Source organism: Pseudomonas sp. SED1 (assembly GCF_034044025.1).
GTDB lineage: Bacteria > Pseudomonadota > Gammaproteobacteria > Pseudomonadales > Pseudomonadaceae > Aquipseudomonas.
Map to the genome: position 1 here is coordinate 49,411 of NZ_JAXCIS010000049.1, position 26,694 is coordinate 76,104.

At 59.4% G+C, this 26,694-nt stretch carries 16 protein-coding genes; 8 read left to right on the forward strand and 8 right to left on the reverse strand.

Translation table 11 applies throughout. The annotated features are described in order from the left end of the window. The first annotated feature begins 182 nt into the window (after positions 1 to 182). From SNL23_RS06580 to SNL23_RS06595, 4 genes are read left to right on the forward strand one after another with little or no spacing between them, the layout of a single operon-like run. Complete coding sequence (locus SNL23_RS06580) at positions 183 to 7,118, forward strand: non-ribosomal peptide synthetase (RefSeq protein ID WP_318301873.1); 6,936 nt, start codon at positions 183 to 185, stop codon at positions 7,116 to 7,118. Continuing rightward, on the forward strand, positions 7,111 to 7,305 hold the full coding sequence (locus SNL23_RS06585; protein ID WP_076014895.1) for an MbtH family protein: 195 nt from the start codon (positions 7,111 to 7,113) through the stop codon (positions 7,303 to 7,305). The genes SNL23_RS06580 and SNL23_RS06585 overlap by 8 nt, the downstream gene beginning before the upstream one ends. Positions 7,306 to 7,310: 5 nt before the next feature. Then, positions 7,311 to 8,762 carry an MFS transporter gene (locus tag SNL23_RS06590; RefSeq protein WP_318301880.1) on the forward strand — a complete coding sequence of 484 codons (1,452 nt, stop codon included), beginning with the start codon at positions 7,311 to 7,313 and terminating at the stop codon, positions 8,760 to 8,762. Positions 8,763 to 8,795: 33 nt separating this feature from the next. After that, positions 8,796 to 10,694 (forward strand): FAD/NAD(P)-binding protein, encoded by a 1,899-nt coding sequence (locus SNL23_RS06595; protein ID WP_167664806.1) that lies wholly within the window; start codon positions 8,796 to 8,798, stop codon positions 10,692 to 10,694. A 2-nt stretch (positions 10,695 to 10,696) separates the two neighbouring features. Here the strand turns inward: SNL23_RS06595 and SNL23_RS06600 are convergent, their stop codons facing one another. The 7 genes from SNL23_RS06600 to SNL23_RS06630 form a co-directional block, all read right to left on the reverse strand. Next, complete coding sequence (locus SNL23_RS06600; RefSeq protein ID WP_167664807.1) at positions 10,697 to 12,229, reverse strand: sodium:solute symporter family protein; 1,533 nt, start codon at positions 12,227 to 12,229, stop codon at positions 10,697 to 10,699. Further along, positions 12,226 to 12,480 (reverse strand): hypothetical protein, encoded by a 255-nt coding sequence (locus SNL23_RS06605; RefSeq protein ID WP_076014898.1) that lies wholly within the window; start codon positions 12,478 to 12,480, stop codon positions 12,226 to 12,228. Before SNL23_RS06605 ends, SNL23_RS06600 begins: the two co-directional genes overlap by 4 nt. 130 nt (positions 12,481 to 12,610) lie before the next feature. Continuing rightward, positions 12,611 to 13,546: a choline kinase family protein gene (locus SNL23_RS06610; RefSeq protein ID WP_177026401.1), complete on the reverse strand. Its 936-nt coding sequence runs from the start codon at positions 13,544 to 13,546 to the stop codon at positions 12,611 to 12,613. Next, positions 13,543 to 14,499, reverse strand: coding sequence for an aminoglycoside phosphotransferase family protein (locus SNL23_RS06615; protein ID WP_318301874.1), 957 nt, complete (start codon positions 14,497 to 14,499; stop codon positions 13,543 to 13,545). Before SNL23_RS06615 ends, SNL23_RS06610 begins: the two co-directional genes overlap by 4 nt. An 8-nt stretch (positions 14,500 to 14,507) precedes the next feature. After that, the gene (locus SNL23_RS06620) at positions 14,508 to 15,788 is read right to left on the reverse strand and encodes a Zn-dependent hydrolase (protein ID WP_318301875.1); all 1,281 of its coding nucleotides are present in this window, start codon (positions 15,786 to 15,788) and stop codon (positions 14,508 to 14,510) included. Then, positions 15,766 to 16,524, reverse strand: coding sequence for a DeoR/GlpR family DNA-binding transcription regulator (locus SNL23_RS06625; RefSeq protein WP_318301876.1), 759 nt, complete (start codon positions 16,522 to 16,524; stop codon positions 15,766 to 15,768). The genes SNL23_RS06620 and SNL23_RS06625 overlap by 23 nt, the downstream gene beginning before the upstream one ends. 212 nt (positions 16,525 to 16,736) lie before the next feature. Further along, positions 16,737 to 18,167 (reverse strand): amidase, encoded by a 1,431-nt coding sequence (locus SNL23_RS06630; RefSeq protein ID WP_318301877.1) that lies wholly within the window; start codon positions 18,165 to 18,167, stop codon positions 16,737 to 16,739. Between the two features lie 339 nt (positions 18,168 to 18,506). Here SNL23_RS06630 and SNL23_RS06635 point away from each other — a divergent pair, with 339 nt between their 5' ends. Both SNL23_RS06635 and SNL23_RS06640 read left to right on the forward strand, forming a co-directional pair. After that, the gene (locus SNL23_RS06635) at positions 18,507 to 23,147 is read left to right on the forward strand and encodes an RHS repeat-associated core domain-containing protein (protein ID WP_318301881.1); all 4,641 of its coding nucleotides are present in this window, start codon (positions 18,507 to 18,509) and stop codon (positions 23,145 to 23,147) included. Next, positions 23,144 to 23,473, forward strand: coding sequence for a hypothetical protein (locus SNL23_RS06640; RefSeq protein WP_318301878.1), 330 nt, complete (start codon positions 23,144 to 23,146; stop codon positions 23,471 to 23,473). Before SNL23_RS06635 ends, SNL23_RS06640 begins: the two co-directional genes overlap by 4 nt. A 52-nt stretch (positions 23,474 to 23,525) precedes the next feature. On the opposite strand, the gene SNL23_RS06645 is transcribed toward SNL23_RS06640, so the two are convergent. Further along, on the reverse strand, positions 23,526 to 23,963 hold the full coding sequence (locus tag SNL23_RS06645) for a DUF3995 domain-containing protein (protein WP_076016215.1): 438 nt from the start codon (positions 23,961 to 23,963) through the stop codon (positions 23,526 to 23,528). Between the two features lie 93 nt (positions 23,964 to 24,056). On the opposite strand from SNL23_RS06645, the gene SNL23_RS06650 reads away from it, so the two are divergent. Together SNL23_RS06650 and SNL23_RS06655 are read left to right on the forward strand one after the other, a co-directional pair. Further along, complete coding sequence (locus tag SNL23_RS06650; protein ID WP_003214719.1) at positions 24,057 to 24,446, forward strand: DUF2946 domain-containing protein; 390 nt, start codon at positions 24,057 to 24,059, stop codon at positions 24,444 to 24,446. Positions 24,447 to 24,540: 94 nt separating this feature from the next. Continuing rightward, a complete protein-coding gene (locus SNL23_RS06655; RefSeq protein WP_318301879.1) occupies positions 24,541 to 26,667 on the forward strand; it encodes a TonB-dependent receptor in 2,127 nt (708 codons plus the stop codon). The last annotated feature ends 27 nt before the right edge of the window (positions 26,668 to 26,694 follow it).

A 26,694-nucleotide genomic window follows, 5' to 3' on the forward strand; every position in this document is an offset into this window, starting at 1 on the left:
GGGGCCAGGGTAAAGATCATTACTCATCGAATCCAATAAATCTAAAAGAGAGAAACCGGCTGCCACCACAATTTATGGTTTCATATATTTTGCATGAGCATATATATGCAAAATTTGATAAGCGACTGACTGATACAGGAACTGAAGCGTTTATCTAGAATACCGTCAAGGAGGATAAGAACGTGCCCTATTCCACCGTTCAACAGCATATTGAAAACTGCACACTCCCTCACAGTTCACCCTTGACGCAGCTCTTTGAGCGGCGTGTCGAAGAAGCACCCTCCAACATTGCATTGATCCATGAGCACAGCTCGCTGACCTACAGCCAAGTCAATATAAGTGCCGATGAACTGGGTTACCGCCTTACATCCGCAGGTATAGGCATAAACAATCTGGTGGGCTTGGCACTTCCCCGTTCGGCGAACTTGGTCAGCGCCATTATTGGCATCCTGAAAAGTGGCGCGGCCTACTTACCCCTCGACCCGCAATACCCCGCAGAACGGATCGGGTACATGATCAGCGATGCCCACCCCGCCTGCATCGTCACCGACCGCTCCACGCTTGCAACTTTAAAGGCGATCGCACCCGACAGCCATCTTATCTGTATCGACGACCCACCCGGAATGGCAAGGCCCCTTGCGCAAAGCTCCGGGTCACACCGGGTATTGCCGCCACATACCGCCTATGTGATCTATACCTCCGGCTCTACCGGCAACCCCAAAGGGGTGATTGTTCCCCACCGCAATGTGTTGCAGCTACTGCAGGCAACTGACGAGCACTATCAATGGCAGTCCAGCGACGTATGGACACTGTTTCACTCTTATTCGTTTGATTTTTCGGTTTGGGAAATTTGGGGAGCACTGCTCACCGGTGCTCGGCTAGTGATCGTACCCTACTCGATCAGCCGATCACCCAAGGCGTTTCTCCGGTTGCTCGCGGCGCAAAAAGTGACCGTACTGAACCAAACACCCTCAGCGTTCTATCAACTTGACCAAGCGCAGGCCAGTGAAACGGCGCCCGCTGCCCCCTTGAGCCTGCGTGCCCTGATCTTCGGTGGCGAAGCCCTTGAGACCGGCCGATTGCGCGCATGGCGCGAGCGCAACGGCACGGCAATACGGCTGGTCAATATGTATGGCATTACGGAAACCACCGTCCATGTCACGTTGCGTGATGTCACCCTGGACGTGTCGAATGAAGAGAGCAAAAGCTTTATTGGTGAGCCTATCCCAGGCTGGAACGTCTACCTGCTCAACCCTGCCCTGCAACCCGTCCGACCGGGAGAGACAGGAGAAATGTATATCGCGGGATCGGGTGTCGCCAGCGGTTACCTCAATCAGCCCGGCTTAACGTCATCACGGTTCATCGCGTGCCCATTCCAGGCGCCCGGTGAACGTATGTACCGTTCTGGTGACCTGGCCCGCTACCTGCCCGACGGCTCGCTGGAATACCTCGGCCGGGCCGACCAGCAAGTCAAGATTCGCGGATTCAGGATCGAGTTGGGTGAAATTGAGGCCTGCTTGCTCAAGCATGAAAAGGTCAGCCAGGCCGCCGTCGTAGCGCATCCTGACGCACAGGGCGAGGTCCGCCTGATCGGCTATATCGTGCCCCATGCAGAAGTCGACAACAGCACCCGTGAAGCAGAGCGCATACAATCCTGGCGTTCGTTATACGAAGAAACCTACAGCCAGGTTGACGAGGCGGATGACACTAGTGCTTTTACCGGTTGGAACAGCAGCTATGACCACAAGCCCATTCCTCTCACGCAGATGTTCGAATGGCAAAAACTGACGGTTCAAAGCATCTTGGCACTGCACCCCGAACACGTACTTGAAATAGGTGTGGGCACTGGATTACTGCTCCAGGAAGTTGCCCAACATTGCACTACGTACTACGCAAGCGACTTATCCGAGACGACAATAAGTCACTTGAAGCTGACAATACAAGATCAGCCGGAGCTAAAACAAAAAGTACACTTTCATCACCAGCCCGCGCACGACACGCAGGGGTTTCCTCGCGATTTTTTTGACACACTAATTATTAACTCTGTCATTCAATACTTCCCTAGCGACACTTACCTTAAGGAGGTTATTGTGGGCGGTTTGAACCTGCTCAAACCGGGTGGAAAAATTTTTATTGGAGATATCAGAAACCTATCCTTGCTGAACTACTTCGCAAGTCAAATTGTGGCGGAACAGTATCCTGGCGAAGCGCTTTTCTCGAAAAGAGCACAAGCACTTATAGAAGACGTTATATTCCGAGAAAACGAACTGCTGTTGCGCCCAGAGTTCTTTACCCAACTTGAGCGTGCACTGGGAGACGTGGCAGGCGTAGATATCCGGCTTAAGCGCAGCCGCACCGCCAATGAACTGATGCACTACCGATATGATGTGATCATTTATAAGTCAGGGACGCCAACGATCTCGTTGGAGCATATCCCTTGCCTCCCATGGGTCACGCAGGTCGACAATTTCGCCAGGCTCGCCCAGAAGTTGAACACTGCTCAGCTCCCCTTCCTTCGTGTACAGGACATTCCCAATCGCAGGCTTTCCCAACCCAGGGCATGGGAACAACGACTCGATCCGTCGTCTGCTGAGGTATCCACGTTGGTGCAGGAAAGCGTTGAACCGGAAGAGCTGCATGTGCTCGCAGAACAATTGGGATACCAAGCCATCAGCACTTGGAACAGCAACGAAAAAAGCCGGTTCGATACGGTATTTTTCAAGGTTCACGCGCTACAAGGCAAAGCGCCTGTGAACGTTTTTGTCAGCCGACAGGCCATACAGAGAGTGGCCAATAATCCAAATGCCGCCAGTCAGCACCTGGCCCTGAACAAGGAACTGCGTACCTGGGTCAGCACGCAACTGCCGGCGCATATGGTACCCAACATGATCTCAAGCATCGCGCAGATGCCTCTGACCGCCAACGGCAAGCTCAACGCCAAGGCCCTTCCTCCCCCGGTGTTCAGTCTGGCCACCCATTCATCGTTGGCAACGTCTGCGCAACAAGCCACTGTGCTGAAGATCGTGGCCGAGATACTGGGCCTGTCACATGTGGACATGTCCCATAGCTTCTTTGACCTGGGTGGCGACTCGCTGTCTGCCACACGCCTGGCCAACGCCCTCAGCGAACAATTTGGAACCGAGATTCCGATCCGGGTTCTCTTCGAGGCGCGCACACTTGACGAACTGGCCGAGAACCTGGAGTACGGAGACGCCCGGACAGAGAGGCTGATCGCACAACCGCGCAAGGCTGAAGTACCACTATCGTTTGCCCAGCATCGCATGTGGCTGTCGAACCAGATCGAAGGTACCCATGCGGCTTACAACGTTCCGCTTGCCTTTGACTTGACGGGCCGGGTCGACACACAGGCCCTGAGCGACGCGCTTTCAGACCTGCTGCAACGCCATGAAGTACTGCGTACCTTGCTGGTCGTCGATGAAGCGGGAGAACCCGTGCAAAAGATCTTGGCTGCCGCAAGCTACTCGATCGATTTTACTCACCTTGAGTGCGAGCACCAGGCTCTCGACGCGCTGATCAAGCAGTTGATCGAACAGCCCTTTCACCTGGCAACTGATCTGCCGTTTCGATGCCGCTTGTATAGCCAGGACGAGAAGCACCATGTGCTGCTAATGGTGGTGCATCACATCGCCGTGGATGGCTGGTCAATCAACCCTTTGCTGGATGAGTTGTCACACTTTTATCGAGCACGGGCAGGCGCAAGTCTCGCGCCTCTCGAACAGTTGCCCGTGCAATACGCCGACTACGCAATCTGGCAGCGCCAATCCCTGGGAGACGCATCGGACCCTGAGAGCCCACTGGCGCGCCAGCTAGCCTTCTGGACCCAAGCGCTATCCGGGGCTCCCTCCCTGATGAACCTGCCGACTGATTTCCCCCGGCCCGCGGCGCGCAGCCATGAGGGGCACGTGCTGTCGTTCGAGATCACCCCTCGGCTGCATGCCCACCTGATCGATATGGCGAGGTCCCATCACAGCACCTTGTTCATGCTGCTGCAGGCGGCCTTTGCTGCGCTGTTGACCCGAATGGGGTCCGGTGAAGACATTCTCCTGGGGACAGCGGTCGCAGGTCGTGCAGCGGCAAATCTGGCGAACAGTGTGGGCTTTTTCGTAAACACGTTGGTGATGCGTATAGACACGCGGGACGACCCCGCTTTCCTCGAGCTTGTGGAGCGCGTACGGCAAACCAGCCTGGCTGCGTACACCCATCAGGAAGTGCCATTCGAACACGTCGTCGAAGCCGTCAACCCGGAACGCTCAATGGCCTACCATCCCCTGTTCCAGGTGCTGCTAACTCTTCAGGACTCCCGGGTGCCAAGCCTGGACCTGCCGACATTGACCAGCACCTTGCGGCCCGTCACCTCAGGCGCAGCGCGATACGACCTGGTGGTGGACTTCAAAGAAGACTTGGCACCAAATAGTGGCGCAGCGGGCATGACCTGCACAATCGAGTACGCCACCGAGCTCTTCGAGCACGCCACCATTCGCGGCCTCAGCCAGCGATTCCTTCTCTTGCTCGAAGCCTTCTGCGATGACCCACGGCAAACCATTAACACCCCCTCCATAATGACGCAGGAAGAACACCAGAGCCTGGTCCTGGACTGGAATGGCACCGATTGGCCGACGCCGGGAGGCCTGCTCATAGACCTGTTTGAGGCACAGCAGAGGCGGGCCCCGGATGCCGTAGCCGTCGTCTACGCCAGCGGCGTCCTTTCCTATGACCAACTGAACCGCCGGGCCAACCTCATCGCCCGACGATTACGTACAGCCGGGGCCAAGCCTGGAGCGCTGGTGGGTATTGCATTGGCTCGCGGTGGTGATTTGCTGCCCGCCTTGGTTGGGGTACTCAAAACCGGAGCTGCCTACCTGCCACTCGACCCAGGTTATCCCGCGGAACGGATCGCCTACATCATTGAAGATGCCAAACCCGCGCTGATCATCACTGACGCCGCGGCCTCAATACGGCTGACCCAAGCCGCCGGGGACCTGACGCTGATGTCAATCGAGGCGCTAGCTCGCCCCGAAACGACTCATCTACCCAGCCCTGAGCCACTGCCATCGTTACGCGCCGAGCATCCGGCCTACGTCATTTACACCTCAGGCTCGACGGGTAACCCCAAGGGCGTGGTGATCACACACCTGGCGCTGGCTAACTTCCTTGATGCCATGGCTTCCCAGCCTGGCATTACGCAAGACGATGTGGTGCTGGCCTGCACGCCAGTCTCCTTCGACATTTCCGTCCTTGAGCTGTTTTTGCCGCTGCTCCACGGTGCCCGCGTGGTGCTGATTCCGGCCATAGTAGTCAGTGATCCCGAGCAATTGCGGGCCTCCATCGAGCAACACCAGGCCACCGTCATGCAAGCAACCCCCACCACCTGGCAGATGTTGCGCGAGGCAGCCTGGACGCCATCCGCCTCCTTGAGCATCCTGTGCGGCGGAGAGGCCCTAGCGCCCGATCTGGCCGACTACCTGACACACACCGGCGCGCACTTGACCAACCTCTATGGGCCTACGGAAACCACGGTCTGGTCAATGGTCTGCCCCGTGCCAAACGGCCAGCGCCCCACCTTGGGCCGTCCAATTCATAACACCCAGGTGTATTTGCTGGATAACTGGCTGCAACCCGTTCCGCCCGGCATGGCAGGGGAAATCTATATCGCGGGTACCGGCTTGGCACGCGGCTACCACCGCCGCCCTGCCCTGACGGCGCAACGCTTTATCGCCAACCCCTTTGGCGCCTCCGGTAGCCGGATGTATCGCACCGGGGACCGGGGGAAATGGGCGGCGGACGGCCGCCTGGTGTTCCTCGGGCGCAACGATGGCCAAGTCAAGTTAAGGGGGCACCGAATAGAAACAGGGGAGATCGAATCACGTTTGGCCGAACACCCTGACATCGCAAAAACGGTCGTCATACTCGATACCGACCGCCAGGGCGAACCGCGTCTCGTAGCCTACGTGGTATGCCACGGGGCCTGCGATGTGCAAGAACTGGCGCTGCGACGGTTCCTCGAAATACGTCTGCCTCGTCAAATGGTCCCCGCAGTATTTGTGATGATGAAGAACCTGCCTGTAGGCCCCAGCGGAAAAATCGATCGGAGCGCCCTGCCCGCGGCAAACCCGGTATCCCAGCCTGCGACACGGGCCATGGACGAACATGAGCAAACATTTGCAGCGCTCTTTGCCCAGGTGCTCGACGCTGCCCCTCAGAGCCCGGACGACAACTTCTTCGATATGGGTGGCGATAGCATCCGAGCCGTGCGACTGGTGCACCTGGCAAAAGCCGCAGGCTACTCACTCTGCCCGGCGGACGTGTTCAAGGCTCAGACCCTCGCTGAATTGGTCGCCATCAGTTTGAGCGACAACACCTCACCCCGGTCTCCTGCTGAGCTGTCCGATGTGCTGTTGCCACTGCACATCGGCAACCGTTCACCTGCGCTGTTCTGCTTTCATCCCAAGGAAGGCCACGGCTGGAGTTTCGCTAGCCTCGCCTCCCATCTTGCGCAAGAGCAGTCATTGTTCAGCCTACAGTCCCCCCTGCTGGCTGATGTTAATCACGCACTGCCCAGTATCGAGGCGACCGCTGCGTTTTACATCGAGCATATACAACGGGCTCAGCCCAGCGGGCCTTACCATCTACTAGGATGGTCCTTTGGAGGGCTAGTGGCTTATTGCGCCGCTGCGCAACTGCGAGCCATGGGCGAACACGTCGGGCTGCTGGCGATTCTCGACGTCAGCCCGCAGAACAAAGATATGCAGAACTCATTATCCATTTCGCCAAACAACGGCACCAACGTCGCGTCCCCCTCTCGCGAGGCGCAAATAAGTCATTACCACGAGGCATTGATGAAGACGTATGTGCCGACGCAACTGGACATCGACATCCTATTCTTTTCCTCATCCCATACGACGCCCTCCCAACATCGCGCCCAATTGCAGTGGAGTGCCTTTACAGGTCGCGCGTTAAAGATCAAAACCCTCGATTGCCGGCATGAAGAGATGTTGCGCCTTGGTCCCGCAGCAATCATTGCCGGTGAGATTCAGCGGTACCTGCAGCGTTTTCATCATGAAACGCCACCCCACTCAGGAGAAAACTCTCATGGATAACCCTTTTGACGACCCAAACGCACACTTTTTCGTGCTGACCAATAGCTTAAATCAGCATTCACTCTGGCCGAAAACATTGCCCAGGCCGGAGGGCTGGACCACCGCGTTCGGCCCCGCACCGCGTCAGGACTGCCTGGACTTCACCGACCGCGAATGGCATGAAATGAACGCGCAGGACCCCGCGTGAACGATATGGCGGGCACGCGCACCGGCCCTGACCTCAGCGCAAATTGGGGGCGAGCCCACGGGTTCGCGCTGTTCTCCCTGCTACTTGGGGCCTTTCTGCCACCGCTGGATTACTTCATCGTCAACCTCGCACTGCCCGCGATACGGACCGACCTGCACGCCAGCGACGCCCAGTTGCAACTCGTGGTGTCCGCGTATGCTTGCGCATACGCCGTCGGCTTGATTACCGGAGGACGGCTGGGTGACCGCTATGGTCGCAAACGGCTTTTCCTGCTCGGGGTGGGTACGTTTATATGCGCCTCAATGCTGTGCGGCCTAGCCCACAGCCCCGATGCATTGATTGCTGGCAGGGTGCTCCAGGGCCTCTCGGCATCAATCATGGCGCCACAAGTACTGGCCTCGATCCGCGCGGTATTTCGCGCTGAACATCAGACCCGGATCACCGCCGTCTACGGCTTCGTCTTCGGGGTAGCGGCGATCGTCGGCCAGATGGGCGGTGGCGTACTGATCGACCTCAACGTGCTTGACCTAGGCTGGCGCGCGATTTTCCTGGTCAATGTGCCCGTTGGCGCAATCGTGCTATTGACCGCGTATTTCTGGGTGCCGGAAAGCCGCGCCAGTCGGCATGCCAGGCTGGACTTGGTCGGCGTATCACTGCTAACAGCAGTCCTGGTGATGGTGATCTACCCACTCGCCCAAGGAGCCGAACAAGGCTGGCCCGCCTGGACGATTATCACCCTTATGCTCAGCGTACCCTTGCTATGGGCGTTCATTCGCGTCGAATCAAAGGTCGCTGCACGTGGCGGCGACCCACTGATCGATTTGAAGGTCTTCGCTGAGCCGGTGATCGTGCTGGGGTTGATCGCAGGTTTTCTGTTCTACACCGACGGGGTGTTTTTCCTCGCATTTGGCATCTACCTGCAAGCCGGCCTGGGCTGGAGTGCAATGGATGCGGGCCTGCTGCTGATTCCCTTCGCCTGCGGCTTTATTGTCGGGCCACTGCTGACACCAATACTGGTCAAGCACAGTGGGTACTGGGTCGTTCCCATCGGTTATCTGCTCATGTGCGGCGGCTTTGGTGCACTGGCCATTCAGGTTGGAACAGGCACTCTGCCTGGCGCTGAACAATATGCAGCCTTGCTGGTTGCCGGGATCGGACACGGCATCGTCTTGCCCTCCATCACCCGCGTCATTCTCGTCGAAGCGACACGGGAACAGGCCGGGCTTGTGTCGGGGCTGATCATCTCCACCCTGCAGATTGGTTCTGCCTTTGGCGTAGCGTTACTGGGCGGCCTGTTTTTTTCAGCCCTTGGCACCGACTCGGGGCCCGTTGCTTATGGACAGGCGCTGCAAGTCGCATTATTCGCGTTGATATCGCTGCTGCTGGTTTGTGTTGGCCTAGGTGTATGGATCACCGTATTGATAAGGCGCAGAACGCAGCGCCACGATTCACAGTAACGACAGTAGATGCCCCGATTGGAGAGCGCTCCCATGGAACTGGAAGAAACCCCCTACGCAATTGCCGTGATCGGTACAGGCCCCCGAGGTGTCACAGTGATTGAAAGACTGGTGGCATTGCTGGTGCACAATGGCGAGAAACGTCCCGTCGATATCTATGCAATTGACGCCACCGAAGTTGGCTGCGGGCAAATCTGGCGAACGGATCAGCCCGACTGCTTGCTGATGGACAACTCCATCGATGAAATCGCAATGTTCTCGGGAGCGCCCGACGATGGGCCTGCCCGGGCGGGACATGGGCCATCCATGAAGCAGTGGATCTACAGCCAGGTGCTGGAACCAGCGGGTATCCACGTGGGTGATGTGTTCTACCCGGCACGCAAGGTCTATGGCCAATACCTTAAATTTGTATTCCAGGCGACGCAGGAACAGCTGCCCTCTCACCTGCGGATTATTGCGATTAAGTCAACGGTGAACGCTCTGCAAAAAGACCAAGGCATTTATCGGCTTCAACTCGACACTGGCGCCCAACTGCCGGCCAACAAAGTGGTGCTGTGCACGGGGCACGCCAGCCAAATCCCGAGACCGGATCAACGGCAACTGCAGGACTTTGCGGACCGGCATCCAGCGTTGACCTATATTCCAGCGCAACCGGCCGCGCAGATGCCGTTGAGCACTATCGCTGCCGGGGACAGGGTGGGCGTGTTGGGGCTGGGCTTATCGTTTTACGATGTATTGATGATGTTGACAGTCGGTCGGGGCGGTGTATTCACAACCCTGCCAAGTAATCGACTGCAGTACCTGGCATCGGGCAGGGAACCCGCGCTGATCGTTGCCGGGTCACGCAGCGGAGTACCAATCCCGGTACGCGGCCTCCAGCAGCGCAGCGTGAATTTCTCCTACACCCCCATTCTATTTACCAGCGAGCGCGTCCTCGGGCTGCGTTGTTCCGGCCTGCTGGACTTCAAGCGGGACATCTACCCATGGATTCTCGCAGAGGTAAACCTGGTCTACTTTCGGACCCTTATCGAACAACAATACGGACATGCCGCGAGCCTGGACTTCGTCGAGCAAGTCTCAAGCTCAGTCAACCGTTTCAGTGACCCACTGGGACTTATCAAGCACGTTTTGCGGCAGTTCGCGTTAGAGACAACACCGCTTCTGGATCTGGAACGCAAGGCATGGCCCTTCATCGACCGCGAGTTCGGCAGCCCCCAGGCCTTTGAACAGGCCTTGTCAGCGTTGGTGGCGCGCGACCTGGAGGAAGCCTTGCAAGGCAACGTGATCAATCCACTCAAGGCAGCCATGGAAGTACTTCGAGATACTCGGGCCATTCAGCGCCTGGCCGTCGATTTCACCGGACTTGAGTCCCGGTCCCATAGAGACTTCGTGGCCCATGCCAGCCACCCCTTGTCATTCCTCAGCGCTGGCACGCCGATCCACCGGTCCCAGCAATTGCTGGCCCTCCTGAAACAAGGCCTGCTGCATATCATTGGGCCACGCACTGAAGTCACTACCGACGAGAGCACCGGCACGTTTGTCTTTTCCTCGGCCTGCGTCACCGGCTCAGACGTCAAGGTGGATAATCTGATTGACGCTCGCATTCCCAAGACCGATATCGCAAACGATCGCTCCGAGCTCACTCGCCAGCTGATTCGAGACGGTATCTGGCACAGCTATGTCAATGTCGGTGGCCCTCCCTATGACACTGGAGGCGTGGCCGTCAGCGAGTCGCCATTTCACCCGCTGGACCGCCACGAGTGCGCGGAAAAAGACCTATATGTCCTGGGGATTCCCACCGAGCACACCCGCTGGTTCATGCAGGTGGGCATTATTCGTCCCGGGCAATATGGCAAAGGCCTAGGAATGGATGCCAACGATGTCGCCAGGGATATCTATAAGGAACTGGCCCCGGGCACATCGGGCAATTAGGTTCAGCTCATCAGCGGTGTCGCATCGGCTGTAACTTGCCGTCTCGGCGCCGCCATCTCAAACAACTGCTCCACCCGCGCACTCTCCTCCTCACTCGGCTTGATCGCCAATGCACACGCCACAAAAATCCCCGCATTGACCACCAACCCGACGATCCCGCTGGTCAACGAGCCCAGCCCGGGAATGTCGTCCGGGTACAGCGTCGTCAGTACAATCGCCACCACAATCCCCGCCAGCATCCCGGCAATCGCGCCTTCCTTGTTGCCGCGGCGGCTGAAGATCCCGAAGAACAGCGGCACCGCCAATTGGATAATCCCCTGGTAGGAAATCTGCGCCAGCAATTGCAGCCGCGCGTAGTCAAAGGTCAGGTACGCCAGCACCGAGGCGGCAACGATAAACACCACCATCCCGGACTTGGCCAGCAGCGTCAGTTGCCGGTCGGTACGGGGAGTGTTCCAGGTGGCCAGGTCGTTGGCGAACTGGGTGCCGCATACCTGCACGCAGCCGTCGACGTGGCCGATGCTCGCCGCCAGTACGATGACGATCGCCAGCGCCAGCATCCACGGCCCGCCGATGTCGAACAGCGAGAGGAACCAGCCTTGTTGCGGGTGCGCGATGACGTTCGGGTCCTGGCTGATGGCCGCGGCGAACAGCATCAGAATCCCGTAGAAACCGCCCACCAACAGGATCGTGTACAGCGTACCTTTCTTCACCGACTTGACGCCGCTGGCGGTGTAGATGCGCTGAAAGCTCATGGGCCAGCACATCGAGCCGATCACCCCGGTGAAGATCAGGCTGAACATATACAGCGGGCCATAACCGGTGCCGCTGGCGCCGGGAATCAGCAGCATTTTCGCTGGCAGGTGCGACAGGTTGGAGAACGATGCCTGGTCGCCGAACAGCAGGAACACACACAGCGCCGCACACACGACATAGGCGATCAGGCCCTGGAACATGTCGGTCATGATCAGCCCGCGCATGCCCATGCTCACGGTCCAGTACTGGCGCACCAGCACCACCACCACGCCAGCGATCAGGCAGGTGGTGACGCCCCAGCGGCCGAAGCTGGCGAACTGGAACAGCATCGCCAAGGCCTGGATGCCCATCACCACCCACGGGAACACCGAGATGATGCCGATGATCGAGGCCACGCGCTTAACCACCGGGCTGTTGAAACGCATGCCGAGCAAGTCCGGCTGGGTGCGCAGGTTGAAACGCTGGCCCCAGGTCCAGGCGCGGCGGGCCATCAGGTACATCGCCGTCACGCCAAGGGTGGCGTAGACCATGCCGTAGAAGCCCAGGGCGCCGCCGATGGTCAGGGCGAAAAACGCGGTAAAGGTCGAGCCCGGCCACCAGGAGTTGGTGTAACACATGGCGATGTACCAAGGCCCATAGGAGCGCCCGCCTACGGCGTAGTCAGAAAAACTCGTGCTCTCGCGGTTGGTGGCGTACAGCACGGCAATCATCCCGGCCAGAAACAGGCCGATGACGCCGAAGGTGATAAAGAGGTTGGCATCGCTGGTGGTGCTGATCATTGCGCATCCCCCTCTTCGGGTATTTCGCCGGCTTTCAGCTCGGCGACGTACAACGCCCACAGGCCTACGCCCGCGAGGACGGCAATGGCGATCCAGTAGAAGATCGGCAACGGAATGCCCAGTACCAACGCGGTACTGCCGCTCACGCTCAAATAGAACGGCGGGAATAAGGCGAACATCAGCAACAGGAAAAAATACACGCCGAAAATTTGGCTTTTCAGGCGTCCGGGTGGCGCGCTATCGGATTTCATGAGTCGGGTGCTCCTTGAATTTGTGGATCGTTTTTTTGTGTGATCAAACAAAAATCAAGCAGTGAAAACGCAGGCACCAATCGGCGCCCAAGTGACTTCATTCAATGCATTATTGTTGTAGGGCGCAGGCTCAAGCCTGTCTTAGCCAGGTTTCCCATTGCGAATCGTTGATGATGCTGCGGGCCCGCATGTGCTTCCAGGTGCCGTATTTGTAGAAGTCGAAATCCAGCTGCGACACCGCGTGCTGCACCATCGCCCAGGTCGACCATTTGATGTCGGCCAGGGCTTTGTGCAACTTGATGCGTGCGAGGTTCTGCGGGGTGACCTGGCCGAAGTAGTCCTCGATCAGGGCCAGCTCCATTTCATCGGTGAAAAACATCTCGCCGAACCACAGCGCCAGTTCGTAATGCCGGTCGTTGTTGGAGGCGTATTCAAAGTCCACCAGGCGAATTTGCCGACGGTCGTTGAGCATGAAATTACCCGCCAGGGTGTCGTTCATGCAGGGTGCCAAATCCATGCCCGAGGCTTGCAGCACGCCCCGGGCGCGATCGCATTGGCGGCGCAGCCAGGCATCGTCGGCGGGCTTGCAGCCGTTGAGTTGCTCCACTTGGCGCTGGTGCTCGGCGATCATGTCGAACACGGTTTTGGTCTGCACCAACGGGGGCTGGTCGTTGAAGGCCTTGAGGGCATGCAGCGCGTTATGGCGCACGTCGCGGTCGAGAAAGTCATGGTTGGACGAGGCGCGCCAGCCTTCCATGAACTCGAAGACTTCCACGCCGAACTCTTCGAGAAAGGCAAACACCGGCGCGCCATAACCGGTTTGCGCGGCCTTGAGGCTGGCATCGTGGGCCGTGCGGCGGTCGATAAACATCTCGGTACCCACCCCCGGCACCTTGAAGAAATACGCGGTGTCGATCCCGGCCACTTCCACCCGCCAGTTGGTGTTGGAGATCCCGCCGCTGACCGGCTCATAACGAATGCCGCTGCCGCCCCAACTGGCAACCCCGCGCACCGCCGCTTCCAGCTGACACTCCTGTGGCGTACACGCCTCACCTAACGCTTTCATGCCTGCCCCTCCTGTACCTGACGTAGCCAACCTTCGAACCGTGGGTCTTGCAAACCCTGGCGGCAGCGCAACAGCGTCCACTGCCCGACCTTGGAGAACTCCAACGGCCGCGCCGAAGTAGCGCCGACCCACAGCCCCCAAAGGGTCCAGTACCAATCGTTGATCAAGGCGTACAAGCGGCAGCGGGCGTAGTCGCTTTCGCGGCATTCGCCGGCCCAGGCGACAATGCCTTCGCGCCAGTCGCTTTCGAAGACATATAGTTCGTTGAGACTGATGGCCACGTCGTACCAGGGATCGCCGCAGCCAGCGTAGTCGAAGTCGATCAGTTGCAAGGCGCCGTCCGGGCCAATCATCACGTTGCTCGCCACGCCGTCGCCGTGCAGCGGTACCGAGTCGCTGGCGCTCAGTTGCAGCGAGGTCCAGGCCAGGTCAATGCAGGTGCTGATCCAGGCGTGGTCGATGGGCAAGGCCACGCTGTAGCGCACGCATAACTCACGCAGGTGCTGGATGTCTTGCAACGGCGAGCGGGTAAAACCCGGCGAGGTGCCGGCCTGCAGTTGTTTCTTCAGGGCCCACAGCGCTTGCAGGCGCTGGGGTGGCATCAATTCGTCGAGGCGCGCCCAGCGCCATTCGCTGGCGGGCAAGGCATCCAGCAGCAACACCCCGGCCGCGGCATCCACCAGGCGCACACCGGGCGTCACGTCGCAATCCGCCGCCAGTTGGGTGGCGCGGGCGGTGCGTTCGATGTCGATCAGCGCACGCATGTCGTCATGCAGGACCTTGGCGTAACACTGGCCCCACGGGGCGGTGACGGTATAACCGGTCCACTCGGTGGCCAGGCGCACCGGCGAGGCAATCCCGGCGGTGCCCTCTTCGATCACCACATGGGCGGACAAGCCGGCGGCCTCCAGGGCGCCCAGCAGCCGTGACTTTGCTTGCAAACGACTCGACATGGCGGACCTCAGCGGTAGGCGTTGGGGGTGGAACAGGCGCGGTGCAGCAACGCGGTCAGCATGTGCAAACCGTTGCGCATGTCCTGCTCGTTGGTGAACTCCGCTTCGTTATGGGACACGCCATTGCTGCTCGGGATAAACAGCAGGCACACCGGGTAGTGCCGGCTCAGGCTGATGGCGTCGTGGCCTGACACAGTGACGCTGTTGCCAATGGGCAAGCCCAGTTGCTGGCCGACGCTGTAGGCCAGTTCGGAAAATCCGTGGTGTAGGTGCGTTGTCTCACGCAGGACACGGCTCTCGATGGTGTAGTCCGTCGACGTGGCGCTGGCGGTGGCCTTGAGGCACGCATCCAGGCGCTCACCCGCAGCGGCCAGCAACTCAGTGTCTGGCGAACGGTATTCCACATGCAGCGTCACGCTGGACGGCACAACGTTGGGAGAATTGGGGTAAATCTCCAGGCGCCCCACCGAGCTGTGCAGTTGCACGCCGTGCAAGTCGGCCTCGGCCCGCACAGCGGTGATCGCGTGGGCGGCGGCCAGCAAGGCATCCTTGCGCGCGGCCATGGGCGTTGGGCCCGTGTGGTTCTGTTCGCCGATGAAACGAATCCGTTGCTTGAGAGCGGCCCAGGTGTCGCGGACTACACCGATGGCCAAGCCGTCGCGCTCAAGGCCGCCGCCTTGTTCGACGTGGATTTCCACATAACCGGCGACGTCCAGTGCGACCTTTCCTTCGCCCAGATAACCAATCTGTTGCAGCGCATGCTTGAGGCTGATGCCATCACCATCGCGGCAGGCCCAGGCATCTTGCAGGGCCAGGTCACCGGTGAACACGCTACTGCCGATCAGGCTGGGCTGGAAGCGCGCGCCCTCCTCATTGGTCCAGTTCACCACCGCCAGGTTGCACGCCGGGACTTCACCGCGTTCGCGCAACTGCCGGGCCACGCTGGCCACCGCGACCGCGCCGGCCAGCACGCCATACACGCCATCAAAGCGCCCGGCACTTGGCTGGCTGTCCAGATGCGAGCCACACAGCACGTAAGGCGCGTCTGGATTAAAGGTGATCAACCCGAACATATTCCCCACTGCATCCACGCGCACTTCAAAGCCTCGTTCAGTCAGCCAGCCCGCGAACACGTCGCGCACGGCGCCGTCTTCGGCCGAGGCGGCCAGTCGATGCAGCCCTCCGGCCTGGGTCGCGCCGATGGCCGACGTGTCGCGGAACAGCGCCTCGAAGGTTGCAAGGTCCTGTTCACTGGGCGACAGCAACTCAGGGGTAAAGGATGTCGACATGGGCTTGCTCCAGGCGGCTCGCAAAATCGTTGGACGGCGCACGATTGGTGACCAGGGTCGTGACGGCGCTGAACGGCAGCGTACTGATAAAGGTGCGGTGGCCGAACTTGGCGTCGTCGGCCAGGATCACGCTGCGCAGGCTGTGTTTGGTCAGCTCCCGGCGCAGCAGCGCCTCGGGTTCCTGGTAGTCCATGAACCCCAGCTCCAGGTCGACAGCGCCGATGCCCATGAAGGCAATGTCGTAGTGAAACTGTCGGACGAATTCCAGGGTATGGGCGCCAATCAACGCGTTGTCGTTGCGGCGTACATCGCCAGGCACCACCAGCACCTGATTGGCGCTTTGTTCGGTGATCAGGCGGGCGATGTCCAGGGAGTTGGTGATGATGCGCAACTGGCTGAAGGCGGTCAGTTGCTGGGCCAGGGCCAGGGTCGAGGTGCCGGTGTCGAGAAACAGCACCATGCCTTCGCTCACCAGCTTCGCCGCACACACCGCGATGCGCGTCTTGGCCTGGGGCTTGATGCGGCTGCGCACTTGCAGCGGCTGTTCTTCGTTGAGCCGCGGCAGGATCGCGCCACCGTGGATACGCCGCAGCTTGCCGGCTTCTTCCAGGTACTTGAAGTCGCGGCGGATGGTTTCTTCGGAGACGAACAGCGCCTGCGCCAGGTCCGACGCCTTGACGCGCTGGTGTTGGGTGAGCAGGAGCATTATTTCGTCGAGACGTGGCTGGTTGAGCATAAAAGAGGTATTCCAGGGCAGGTTCAGGCGGCCGGTATTGCGCGGCCCACGGCGAGACGCGGCGCGAGCCGGTCCAGCAGGGAGCATAGAGCGTAATACGGCCATGGACAGGGTCACGGGTACCTCTCACTCATCAGGGTGTGAAAGGGCAGGACAACACAAAGCGTTTATCACGGGAGGGCTTCTTTTGAGCCCACTCCGGGTGTAATCAATCAGGGCATCAGCATCGGGGGAAGGTGCTGATCCCAAGGGGCGATGGCTTCCACGGCTGCGCAGAATTGCAGCACCTGGGCGTCGGCAAAGCGCCGCCCGATCACCTGCAAGCCAATCGGCAAACCGCTCGGGCTAAAGCCACAGGGCAGGCTGGCGGCGGGGTTGCCGGTGATATTGAACGGATAGGTAAACGGCGTCCACCGGGCCCAGGGCACCGCGCCCTCCTCCCCTGGCCAGCCTTGCGGGGCAACCCGGTCGGCGGCGAACGGCAGGATCGGCATCGTCGGCATCAGCAGCACGTCGTAGTCGTTAAACAATGCGTGTACCTGATTGGCGAACAGTGCGCGCTGTTGCACGGCGTTTAGATAGGCCGCCAAATCGTAATCGGCGGAGCGTTTGATCAGTGCGGCGAAGCCTGGGTCCAGTTGGTCGAGGCGATCGGCCAGGGATTTGCCGTAGGCGATCCCGCGCCCGCCCACCCACAGGGTTTCGAAGGTGGCCAGCGGGTCTTGCCAGTCCAGGGTCAAGGTGGTGACGGTGACCGGCAGCTCATCTGCGAGGTAATGCACCGCGGCTTCGACGGTGGCGGCGATGACCGGGTTCACGGGCGTATCAAACAGGGTTGGGCAATAAGCCACACGCAATGGCCCCAGCGGCTGGTCGCAGCGCGCCAGGTAGGACTCGGTCGGCGCGGGCAAAGCCTGATGGTCCAGCGGGTCGGGCCCGGAGAGGATATCGAAGAGCAACGCACTGTCGCGGACGGTGCGGGTGATCGGGCCGGCGTGGCTAAGCATTTCAGTGGCAGACCAGGGCCAGGTGGGGATGCGCCCGAGGGAGCCTTTAAGGGCGAATGCACCGCAGAAGGCACCGGGGATACGCACCGAACCGCCGCCATCGGAGCCCAGCGTGGCCGGGACCATGCGTGCTGCCACGGCGATGGCCGAGCCGGAGCTGGAGCCGCCGCTGGTGAGTTGTGGGTTCCACGGGTTGCGGCCGTTGCCGAAGACCCGGGAGGTGCTGGCGCCGGTCCAGCCGAATTCGGTGGTGGCGGTCTTGCCGAGGATGATCGCGCCGGCGTCTTTGAGGCGGCGGATGATCGGGGCGTCCTGGGTGGGAACGTTGTCCAGGCCGGTGAGCGAACCGCGGGTGGTGCGCAGGTTGGCGGTGGAGAACAGGTCTTTGATGCCGAAGGGGATGCCATGGAGCGGGCCGCGAAACCGGTTGGCTTGTGCTTCTGCGGTCAGGATCTCGGCTTGTTCCAGCGCGGACTCGGTGTAGACATCGCCGAAGGCATTCAATGTGGAATTGTGGGTTTTGATGGATGCAAGGCTTTGCTCGACCAATTGCACGGGGGTGAGTGTGCCTTGGCGGATGCTTTCAGCCGCTTGGAGAACGCTGGGCATTTGAGTCAGTGAGGTATCAGTCTTCATTGAGCATCCAGGGACATCTGCGAAATGATCCAGCGGGTACGTCAATAGACGCCAAGGGAATGGAGGCTGTCAAGTTGGATTTGTTGTGTATGTGGCTTTTGTGGGATTTATTTTTTGCAGTGGATTTGGCTTACGGAAGCTCGCCAGGTTAGTCGCAGGTTTGGCGAAACGTCCTATCAGTAGTATTGGATAGCTCCGACTTCTTTCTCTTACGAACCTCTGCAAAGTCCCTCGCCTGATCACACAGCGCGAGGGAACGCCGATGCTTTTTCCGATTAACGCCCTGCCCGATGGGGCTGCTTCTTGAATCCCGCCATTGGCCGGCTGGCCCTGGCCCCCATGAATGTGGAGACGAGGGATGTAGAGGCAGTCCTTAGCGACTTCAGGCAGTGCCTTAACACCTTTGACGAATGGGCTGAGAGTTTCTGGAGCTTTTCGGCGCTGGAAGTCGAGCAAGTGTTCAAGGTCGGGGATGAGGTTGCCTTGGTCGCGCCGGTTTCCTCTACAGCCCCAAGCAGCACCGTTGCGGTGTGCAAACCCAATGGTGCGCTGACCTTGGTGCATATGTTTGAGAGCAAGCGCTTTGTTCCGATTGGCAAAACGCCCGTCATGCTCCAGACCATCGCCGAGGACGGCAGTCCGATCGGTCCTCCCATCCATAAAACCATCGGCCCCAGCGGCATTCTCGAAGTCACCGACTGCACCCGCGACCAGCAGTATCAGGTCAGCTTTTATCCCAATGTTTCCAGGGATCACGTCAAGGCGCTCTACGCCTCCTATCAGTCGGTGATCAGCTCGCTGGAAAGCAGCTTGCGCAGCGAATGGACGAACAGCTTCGAAGCGCAGTGGAAACACTATTCAAATGCCAGCGCCCTCGACCGTCGAAAGATGATGGATGAAGCGTTCGTGCGGGGGATTACGAACACGCTGTACAGCCTTTGGGACGGCATTCCAAACCTGTACGACTTGCTGGCCGACATCAAACCCAACAGCGAAAAATTGCTGCACTACATCTCCCAGGGCGAGCTTGACGAACTGTTGAAGCTCAGCAAAGAGGCAATTGCCAACGGCCTTCTGGTGCTGAGCGATGAACCCCTGCTGTTCATCTACTTGGCCGCGATGTTCAGTTGGGCGCAATTGCTTCCGCCGCCGGATATGAACGAGCTGCTGGGGGAAATGACTCCCGAGGTGCTGCTTAACCTGCTGTTGCTGTTGGCCACCGGGGGAATGGGTGTGGCGGTGCGCTTGGGGGCGCAGGTGCTGGGCAAGGTCAGATCAGGCCGGGCACGGGTGTTGCTCGAACAGATGGCCAAGTTGGGCGACGTGCCACGGCTGGAGTGGCACCCCAGTGTGCTTAAGCCGGTGTCGCTTAGAAATGATCCAGTGTCGATCAAGGCAGCGGCCGTGCCTTTGAAGGCCGGTGCAAATGAGGTTTCGAATCCGGCAGCGCTGGTCCGAAAGCCTAAAGCGGCGCGCACGACGTTGGTGAAGCAGGAGCCCGTGGATGATGTGCCTGCTTCTGCGAAAAACCCCAACGGGGATGCTTCGGTCTGTTCGGCGAATACCTGTACCGATGGCTGCCCGGTTTCGATGGTTACCGGTGAGGAGCTGCTGACTCTCACTGACGGCTCGTTGGAGGGTGTGCTGCCGTTTGCCTGGACGCGGTTGTATCGCAGCAGTGCCGTGGAAGTGGATTGCGGGTTGGGGTTTGGCTGGAGTCATTCGTTGGCTCAGCGGTTGGTGGTGAGCGGTGAATCGGTGGTGTGGACCGATCACGAGAACCGCAGCACCACGTTTCCCCTGCCCTCTGCTGCGCGGCCGGCCATCACCAATAGCCTGGCGGAGGCGGCGATTTATCTGGGTGGTTTGCCTGATGAATTGGTTCTGGCTCAGGCGTCGCTTTTCTACCACTTCCGCAACGGTGTGCTGACGTCGATCAGCGATGCGTACGACAACCGGCTACGTATTTCCCGCGACTATTCAGGACGGATTCAGCGGATCGATAACCACGTTGGCCAGGGATTGCTGCTGCGGTATGACCGCGGGCATATCGTTGCGGTCGACTATCAGGTGCAGCGGGAACTCGGCTGGGTTACCGAACAGAACGTTGTTTCCTACACGTACGACGATGCTTGGCGGTTGGTTGAGGTGACCAACGCGGTAGGCGAAAGCGAGCGTTATCGCTACGACGATCAACAGGTGATCCTGGAGCGGGAACTGGCCGGCGGGGCGAGTTTCTTCTGGGAGTGGGAACGGACTGGCAAGGCTGCAAGGTGTGTCCGGCACTGGGCCAGCTTTTCGCAGATGGACACGCGGTATGTGTGGGACGACAACGGCACTGTCACCGTGCACAACGCCGATGGCAGCCAGGAAGTCTACGTTCATGACCAGCGCGCACGGCTGGTGCAGCGGATCGATCCGGACGGCGCGCAGCACTTCAAATCCTACGATGAAAAAGGCCGCCTGACGGTCGAGCAGGATCCGCTGGGAGCGGTGACGGCGTATCAGTACGACGAAGCCGGTCGGTTGATTGCGCTGTTTCCCGGTGATGATGCACCCACGTCCTACGAGCATGACAACGGGTTCGTACGGGTTGTACGCCGTGGTGACGCGGTGTGGAAATACCAGCGTAACGATCAGGGCGATATCACCCGTAAGACCGATCCGGACGGCAATTACACCGAATACACCTACACCCAACACGGAAAGCTCACCGGCGTCTGGTATCCGGATAACAGCAGCCAGCGGCTGATCTGGAATGAGCGTGGCCAGCTCACCGAAGAGAAGCTGGCGAATGGTGGAATGCGGCGTTATCGCTATGACGACCTGGGGCGACAGGTGGCTTGCGAGGATGAGCATGGCGCGCTGACCCACTACCAGTGGGACGCCGTAGGTCGTTTGCTGAAAGTGATTCAGCCGGGCGGCGCCACTCGCGAATTCAGCTACAACCCGTACGGAAAAATCACTGCAGAGCGCGACGAACTGGGTCGGGTTACTCGCTATGAGTATGCCGACGGTCTGCATCTGATCAGCCGTCGGATTAATCCGGACGGCACGCAGCTCAAATACCGCTATGACAATGTTCGGTTGTTACTCACCGAGATCGAAAATGAGGTTGGGGAAACCTACCGGCTTGAGTACCACGCCAACGGCCTGATACAGCAGGAAACCGGGTTTGATGGCCGCCGCACCGCCTACGTCTACGATCTCGCCGGGCGCCTGCTGGAAAAGACCGAATACGGCGATGACGGCAGTCAGCTGGTTACCGGTTATGAGCGCGATACGGCCGGTCGCCTCGTAAGAAAAACCCTGCCTGACGGCAGCAGAGTCAATTACACCTACGACCGCCTCGGCAATCTCCTCAGCGTCGACGACGGTCATTGGCCGCTCCACTACGAATACGACCTGCAAAACCGCCTCACTGCCGAGCACCAGGGCTGGGGGACGCTGCGCTACCGCTACGACGAATGCGGGCAACTCAACTACCTGCGCCTGCCCGATAACAACCGCCTCGCTTTCCACCACGAAAAAGGCGGCGACCTCGCCACCGTCGAGCTGAATGGCAAAACGCTGACCTCGCACCTGTTCAAATCCGGCCGCGAGCACCAACGCCAGCAAGGCCAACTCCTCAGCCACTACCACTACGACGACCAGGGCCGCCTGCACGCCCACGCCATCACCCAACAGGAACAACGCCACCAGCGCCGCCAATACGACTACGACAAACGCGGCAACCTGACCCGCATCCTCGACACCCGCAAAGGCCAGCACGACTTCCACTACGACCCGCTCGACCGCCTGACCCGCGCCAACCACGAGCAAGACCGGCAGGAACGCTTCGTCCACGACCCTGCGGGCAATCTGCTGATGCAAGACCACGTTGGCCCCAGCATCGTCAAAGGCAACCGCCTGTTGATGCAAGGCGACCGTCATTACGACTACGACGCCTTCGGCAACCTCCTTCGCGAACGTCGGGGTCGGGCCCAGCAGTTGGTGACCGAATACCGCTACGACTGCCAGCACCGACTCATCAGCGTCACCCAGCCGGACGGTACCGAGGCCGCATACCGCTACGACCCGTTTGGACGGCGTATCGCAAAAGTTGTCAACGCCAAGACCACCGAGTTCTTCTGGCAAGGCGACACCCTGATCGCCGAGCACAGCGCCGATCACCACCAGAGCTACCTCTACGAACCCAACAGCTTCCGCCCGTTAGCGCTGCTCAAAGGCTACGGCCCGGAAGACGTAAAACCCTTCCACTACCAACTCGACCACCTCGGCACCCCACAAGAACTCACCGCATCCGACGGCGAAATCGTCTGGTCCGCGCACTACCGTGCCTACGGCCAAATCGCGAAGCTCGACGTCAACACCATCACCAACCCGCTGCGCTTTCAGGGCCAATACTTCGACCCGGAAAGCGGGCTGCACTACAACCGTCATCGCTACTACAATCCGGACATTGGCCGCTACCTGACGCCTGATCCCGTGAAACTGGCGGGCGGGCTGAACGGATACCAGTACGTGCCCAACCCGACGGGATGGGTTGACCCGCTGGGGTTGAATACCTGCCCGGGCGGGAATGGTTGCAAACCAAGCGAGAATGTCGAGAACCCGGCTGCGACGGCCAAGGTTGATGAAGGTCATCCAAAAGCGCCAGCGCCTCACGATGTCGATTGGACCGCCCATGGATACAAACACAGCCCGTCGAAAAATACACCGTGGAAGGATATTGTAACGAAAACCAAATCAGGTCCGGCGAAATACAAGCCAGGTATGGATATTGAAAAACTGGAAAGAGATGCCTATAAAAATGGAACCGCCACAACCAACGGCAAACCTTGGAAAGTGATGGAATACCCTGAGAGTATTGGCGCTAGTGAGGGAAAGTTGAGCCGTTGGATACGCATAGAGCTAAGTGCAAAGACTATTCACGGTCACCCGATAACTGAGCAAGAATTCAAGAGACTGACAAAATGATCTCGTTAGACTTTCTGCAAGGCAGGATCACCTATGACAACCTTTCCTTTCTGCAAAACTCCTCGCTTAACGGCCAGATCGACTCGCTGAAAGAGGACATGCTTCAAGTTGAGTATTCGGAGGGGTATTTGCTTGACGTAGGGTGGTTTCCTTCATTCGATATCGGGGGGAATTTTCAAATAAAAGTAGTAAAAGATTATGAGTGGAACACCCCTGTCCTCGCATTGACTGCCTATTCAATCGACTCGCTAATCAAACAACTCTTGTTTGCACAAAACAAAATTAATAGAGCGTTCACACAGCCCACTGCTATCTGGACCACTTGACAGAGTTTATCCGACATTTAGTTCGGTCACGTAAAGCGAAGGAATATGGGCATCAACTCCACGCCACCACCAACAACCCCGCCCCCAACACCAAACACAACGGCGAGTAAAAAAAAGTATCCAGCCGCGCAAACCGCGACCCGCCGACCTTCTTGAAAAACCCCACCAGCTCCGAATCCCCAATCGCCCGGGCAAACATCACCAGTGCCACTGCACTAATTCCCCACTGCAACGCATGATTGGACACCGGCTCGAAATACAGCCCGGCCCGCAAACATACCAACACCGCAATCGCCACCAACCCCACGCCCACCAGCAACGTACCCAGCGCCGACGGCTTGAACGCCGGGCGTGGCCCGCTGGCGAATTCACCCGGCAGCTGTGGAATGGCGGCGGTAACGCCCAATTTTCCACCGGCGGCCCAGTACAAATGCACCAGGCTGATACAGCCAAAAACCCCGACAATCCATCGCGCGACTAAAAAGCTCATGGCTGGATATCCTTGGAAAAGTCCGAAAGAGGATAGACCTCTTGAGATTTTTTGCAGGCAATTCGTCGGCGGCTGATGGTAAAGTGCCGCCCCATGAAACTCGCCCGTACCGACCGCTCGCTCATTGCCTGGATGCTCTATTGCTGCGTCCTGTTCAATGTGTTCGCCTGCAGCATTGGTCATGGGCAAATGGTCGGGATGCAGCTCAACGGCATCGGCGGCCAGTTCTGTACGGTGGACCCGCGCACCCAGGCGCCGGCGCCTTACAAGTCCACCGATGAATCCCTGCCCACGCTCTCGAAAGCCTTCGGTTGCCCGCTGTGCTCCACCGGCGGCATGGGCCCGGCGCTCAACTCCAGCCTCAATGTGGCGGTGCTGCCGCAACCCCATGCGCCGCCGCCAGCCATCGTTGCCAGCGCTGACATTCCTGCCCGCTTCACCTGGCCTGCGGCTAATCCGCGCGCCCCGCCCGCCTTCGCCTGATACCTGCGCTTTTTTGATTTGCCCATGCGGCTGCCTCCTTCGGAGTGCGGACGGCTGTGGGTTGTTTTCAAGCCATGTTTTTCAGGATTCAACCATGAAACATTTACCCCTTTTGGCGGGCCTGTTCGGCTGCCTGCCTGTCAGCACCTGGGCGATTGAGCTGGCACCGACCACCATTGATGGCGAGCAAACCGGCGATGCCGGCCTGGCCCTGGATCAGTCCAGCGGCATGGCTTCGCGCCTGGGGCTGAGCGTGCGGGAAACTCCGGCGTCCATCGCCATTGCCAATCGCAACGACATCGAGCGCCGAGGCGCCAAGACGTTTCAGGACGCGGCCAATACCCTGCCCGGGGTCAACGCCAGCGCGCCGCCGGGGTTTGGCGGTTTTATCTCTTATCGGGGTTTTACCAGCAGCCAGATTACCCAGATGTTCAATGGCGTCGCGGTGTCCGGCGGCCTGGCTCGCCCGGTGGATTCATGGATTTATGATCGGGTCGAATTGGTCGGCGGCCCCTCCTCGCTGATCAACGGCGCCGGTTCCGTCGGTGGCTCGCTGAATTACGTGACCAAGCTGGCCACCCGTGAGGAACAGGCTGCCGAAGGGCAACTGACGTATGGCAGCTACGATACCGCCGGGATAGCCTTCGGTCTGAACCACGCGCTGACCGAGCCGGGCGCTGAGGTCCAGCACTACGCGCGCCTGGACGTGAGCCGCAACACCAACCACACCTATATCGATCGCCAACAGCGCGATGCCTGGAGCGTGGCGTTTTCCCTGCTGAGTGATTTCACCCCGAACCTGTCCCACACCCTGGCCCTGGAATACCAGGACGAACACGAAGACAGCCCCTACTGGGGCACGCCGGTGCTCAACCCGAAGTCCGGCGAGTTGAAGATCGATAAGCACAACCGCTTCAATAACTACAACGTGGCTGACGGTCGTTATGAGCAACGCACAATCTGGGTGCGCTCGATCATCGACTACCGGATCAACGACAGCACCACCCTGAAAAACACGCTCTATCACCTCGACAGCCAGCGCGACTATCGCAACCTGGAAACCTACCAGTACAACGCCGATAACAGCGCGGTGAATCGCTCGACGGCCTATCAGGTGCGGCATCAGGGTGAGCAGAACGGAAACCAGTTCGAGCTGCGCCATGACGACACGTTCTTCGGCTTGAGCACCACCTGGTCGGGCGGCTTTGAGTACAAGGTCAACAGCACCACCAGCAACCCGTTGAACGTATCCGCCAAAAACACAGTGGATCCGAACAATTACGATCCGGGGCATTTCTATGACCTTCCCGGCACCAAACCCGGCTTCGATCCGGACAAGACCAACGCCGTCACCACCAAGGCGCTGTTCGTGGAAAACCGCTTGGGGCTGACCGATAAATTGTCGCTGCTCACCGGCCTGCGCTATGACGCGATTGACCTTGAGGTCACCAACCACCGCGCCATCACCGCCAGCAATCCCCGGCACGTCAAGCGCAGTTGGGAGCCGGTGACCGGGCGCATCGGCCTGACGTATCAGTTCATTCCACAAGCCAATGTCTACGTGCAATACAGCACCGCCGCCGAACAGCCGAGCAGCACCACTCAGGTGTTCGACGTGTCCACCGGCAAGCAGTGGGAAGTGGGCAGCAAGTTCGACTACCTGGACGGTCGCGGTTCGGCCACCGTTGCCGCCTACAAGATCGAGCGCAAGGATTTCGCCGTGACCGACCCGCAGGACCCGACCAACAGTATTCCGGTGGGTGCACAGTCGTCCAAGGGGATCGAGCTGGCCAGTTCGTTGCGGGTCACGCCCAAGCTATTGGTGGAGGGCAACTATGCCTGGGTCGATGCCGAGTATGAGGACTTCAACGAGAAAACCGCCAGCGGTGCGGTGGTGTCGCGCAAGGGCAATACGCCGACCAATGTGCCCAAGCAGGTGGGCAATTTGTGGCTGACCTATGATTTTGCGGAGGATTGGCAAGGGGGTGTGGATGCACGGTATGTGGCGTCGGTGTATGCCGATAACGCCAACACCCTGACGGTGCCGGCGTATACCTTGTTCGGGACGTTTTTGACTTACAAGGTCGATCAACACACCTCCGTGACGGGCCGGGTGCGTAACCTGACGAATGAGGTGTATGCCGAGTTTGCCCATGTGTCGCCGGCGTATTACCTCGGGTCGCCGAGGACGTTCGAGCTGGCGGTGCAGACCAAGTTCTAAGTCCCTGCAAGTTTCAAGGTAAAAATG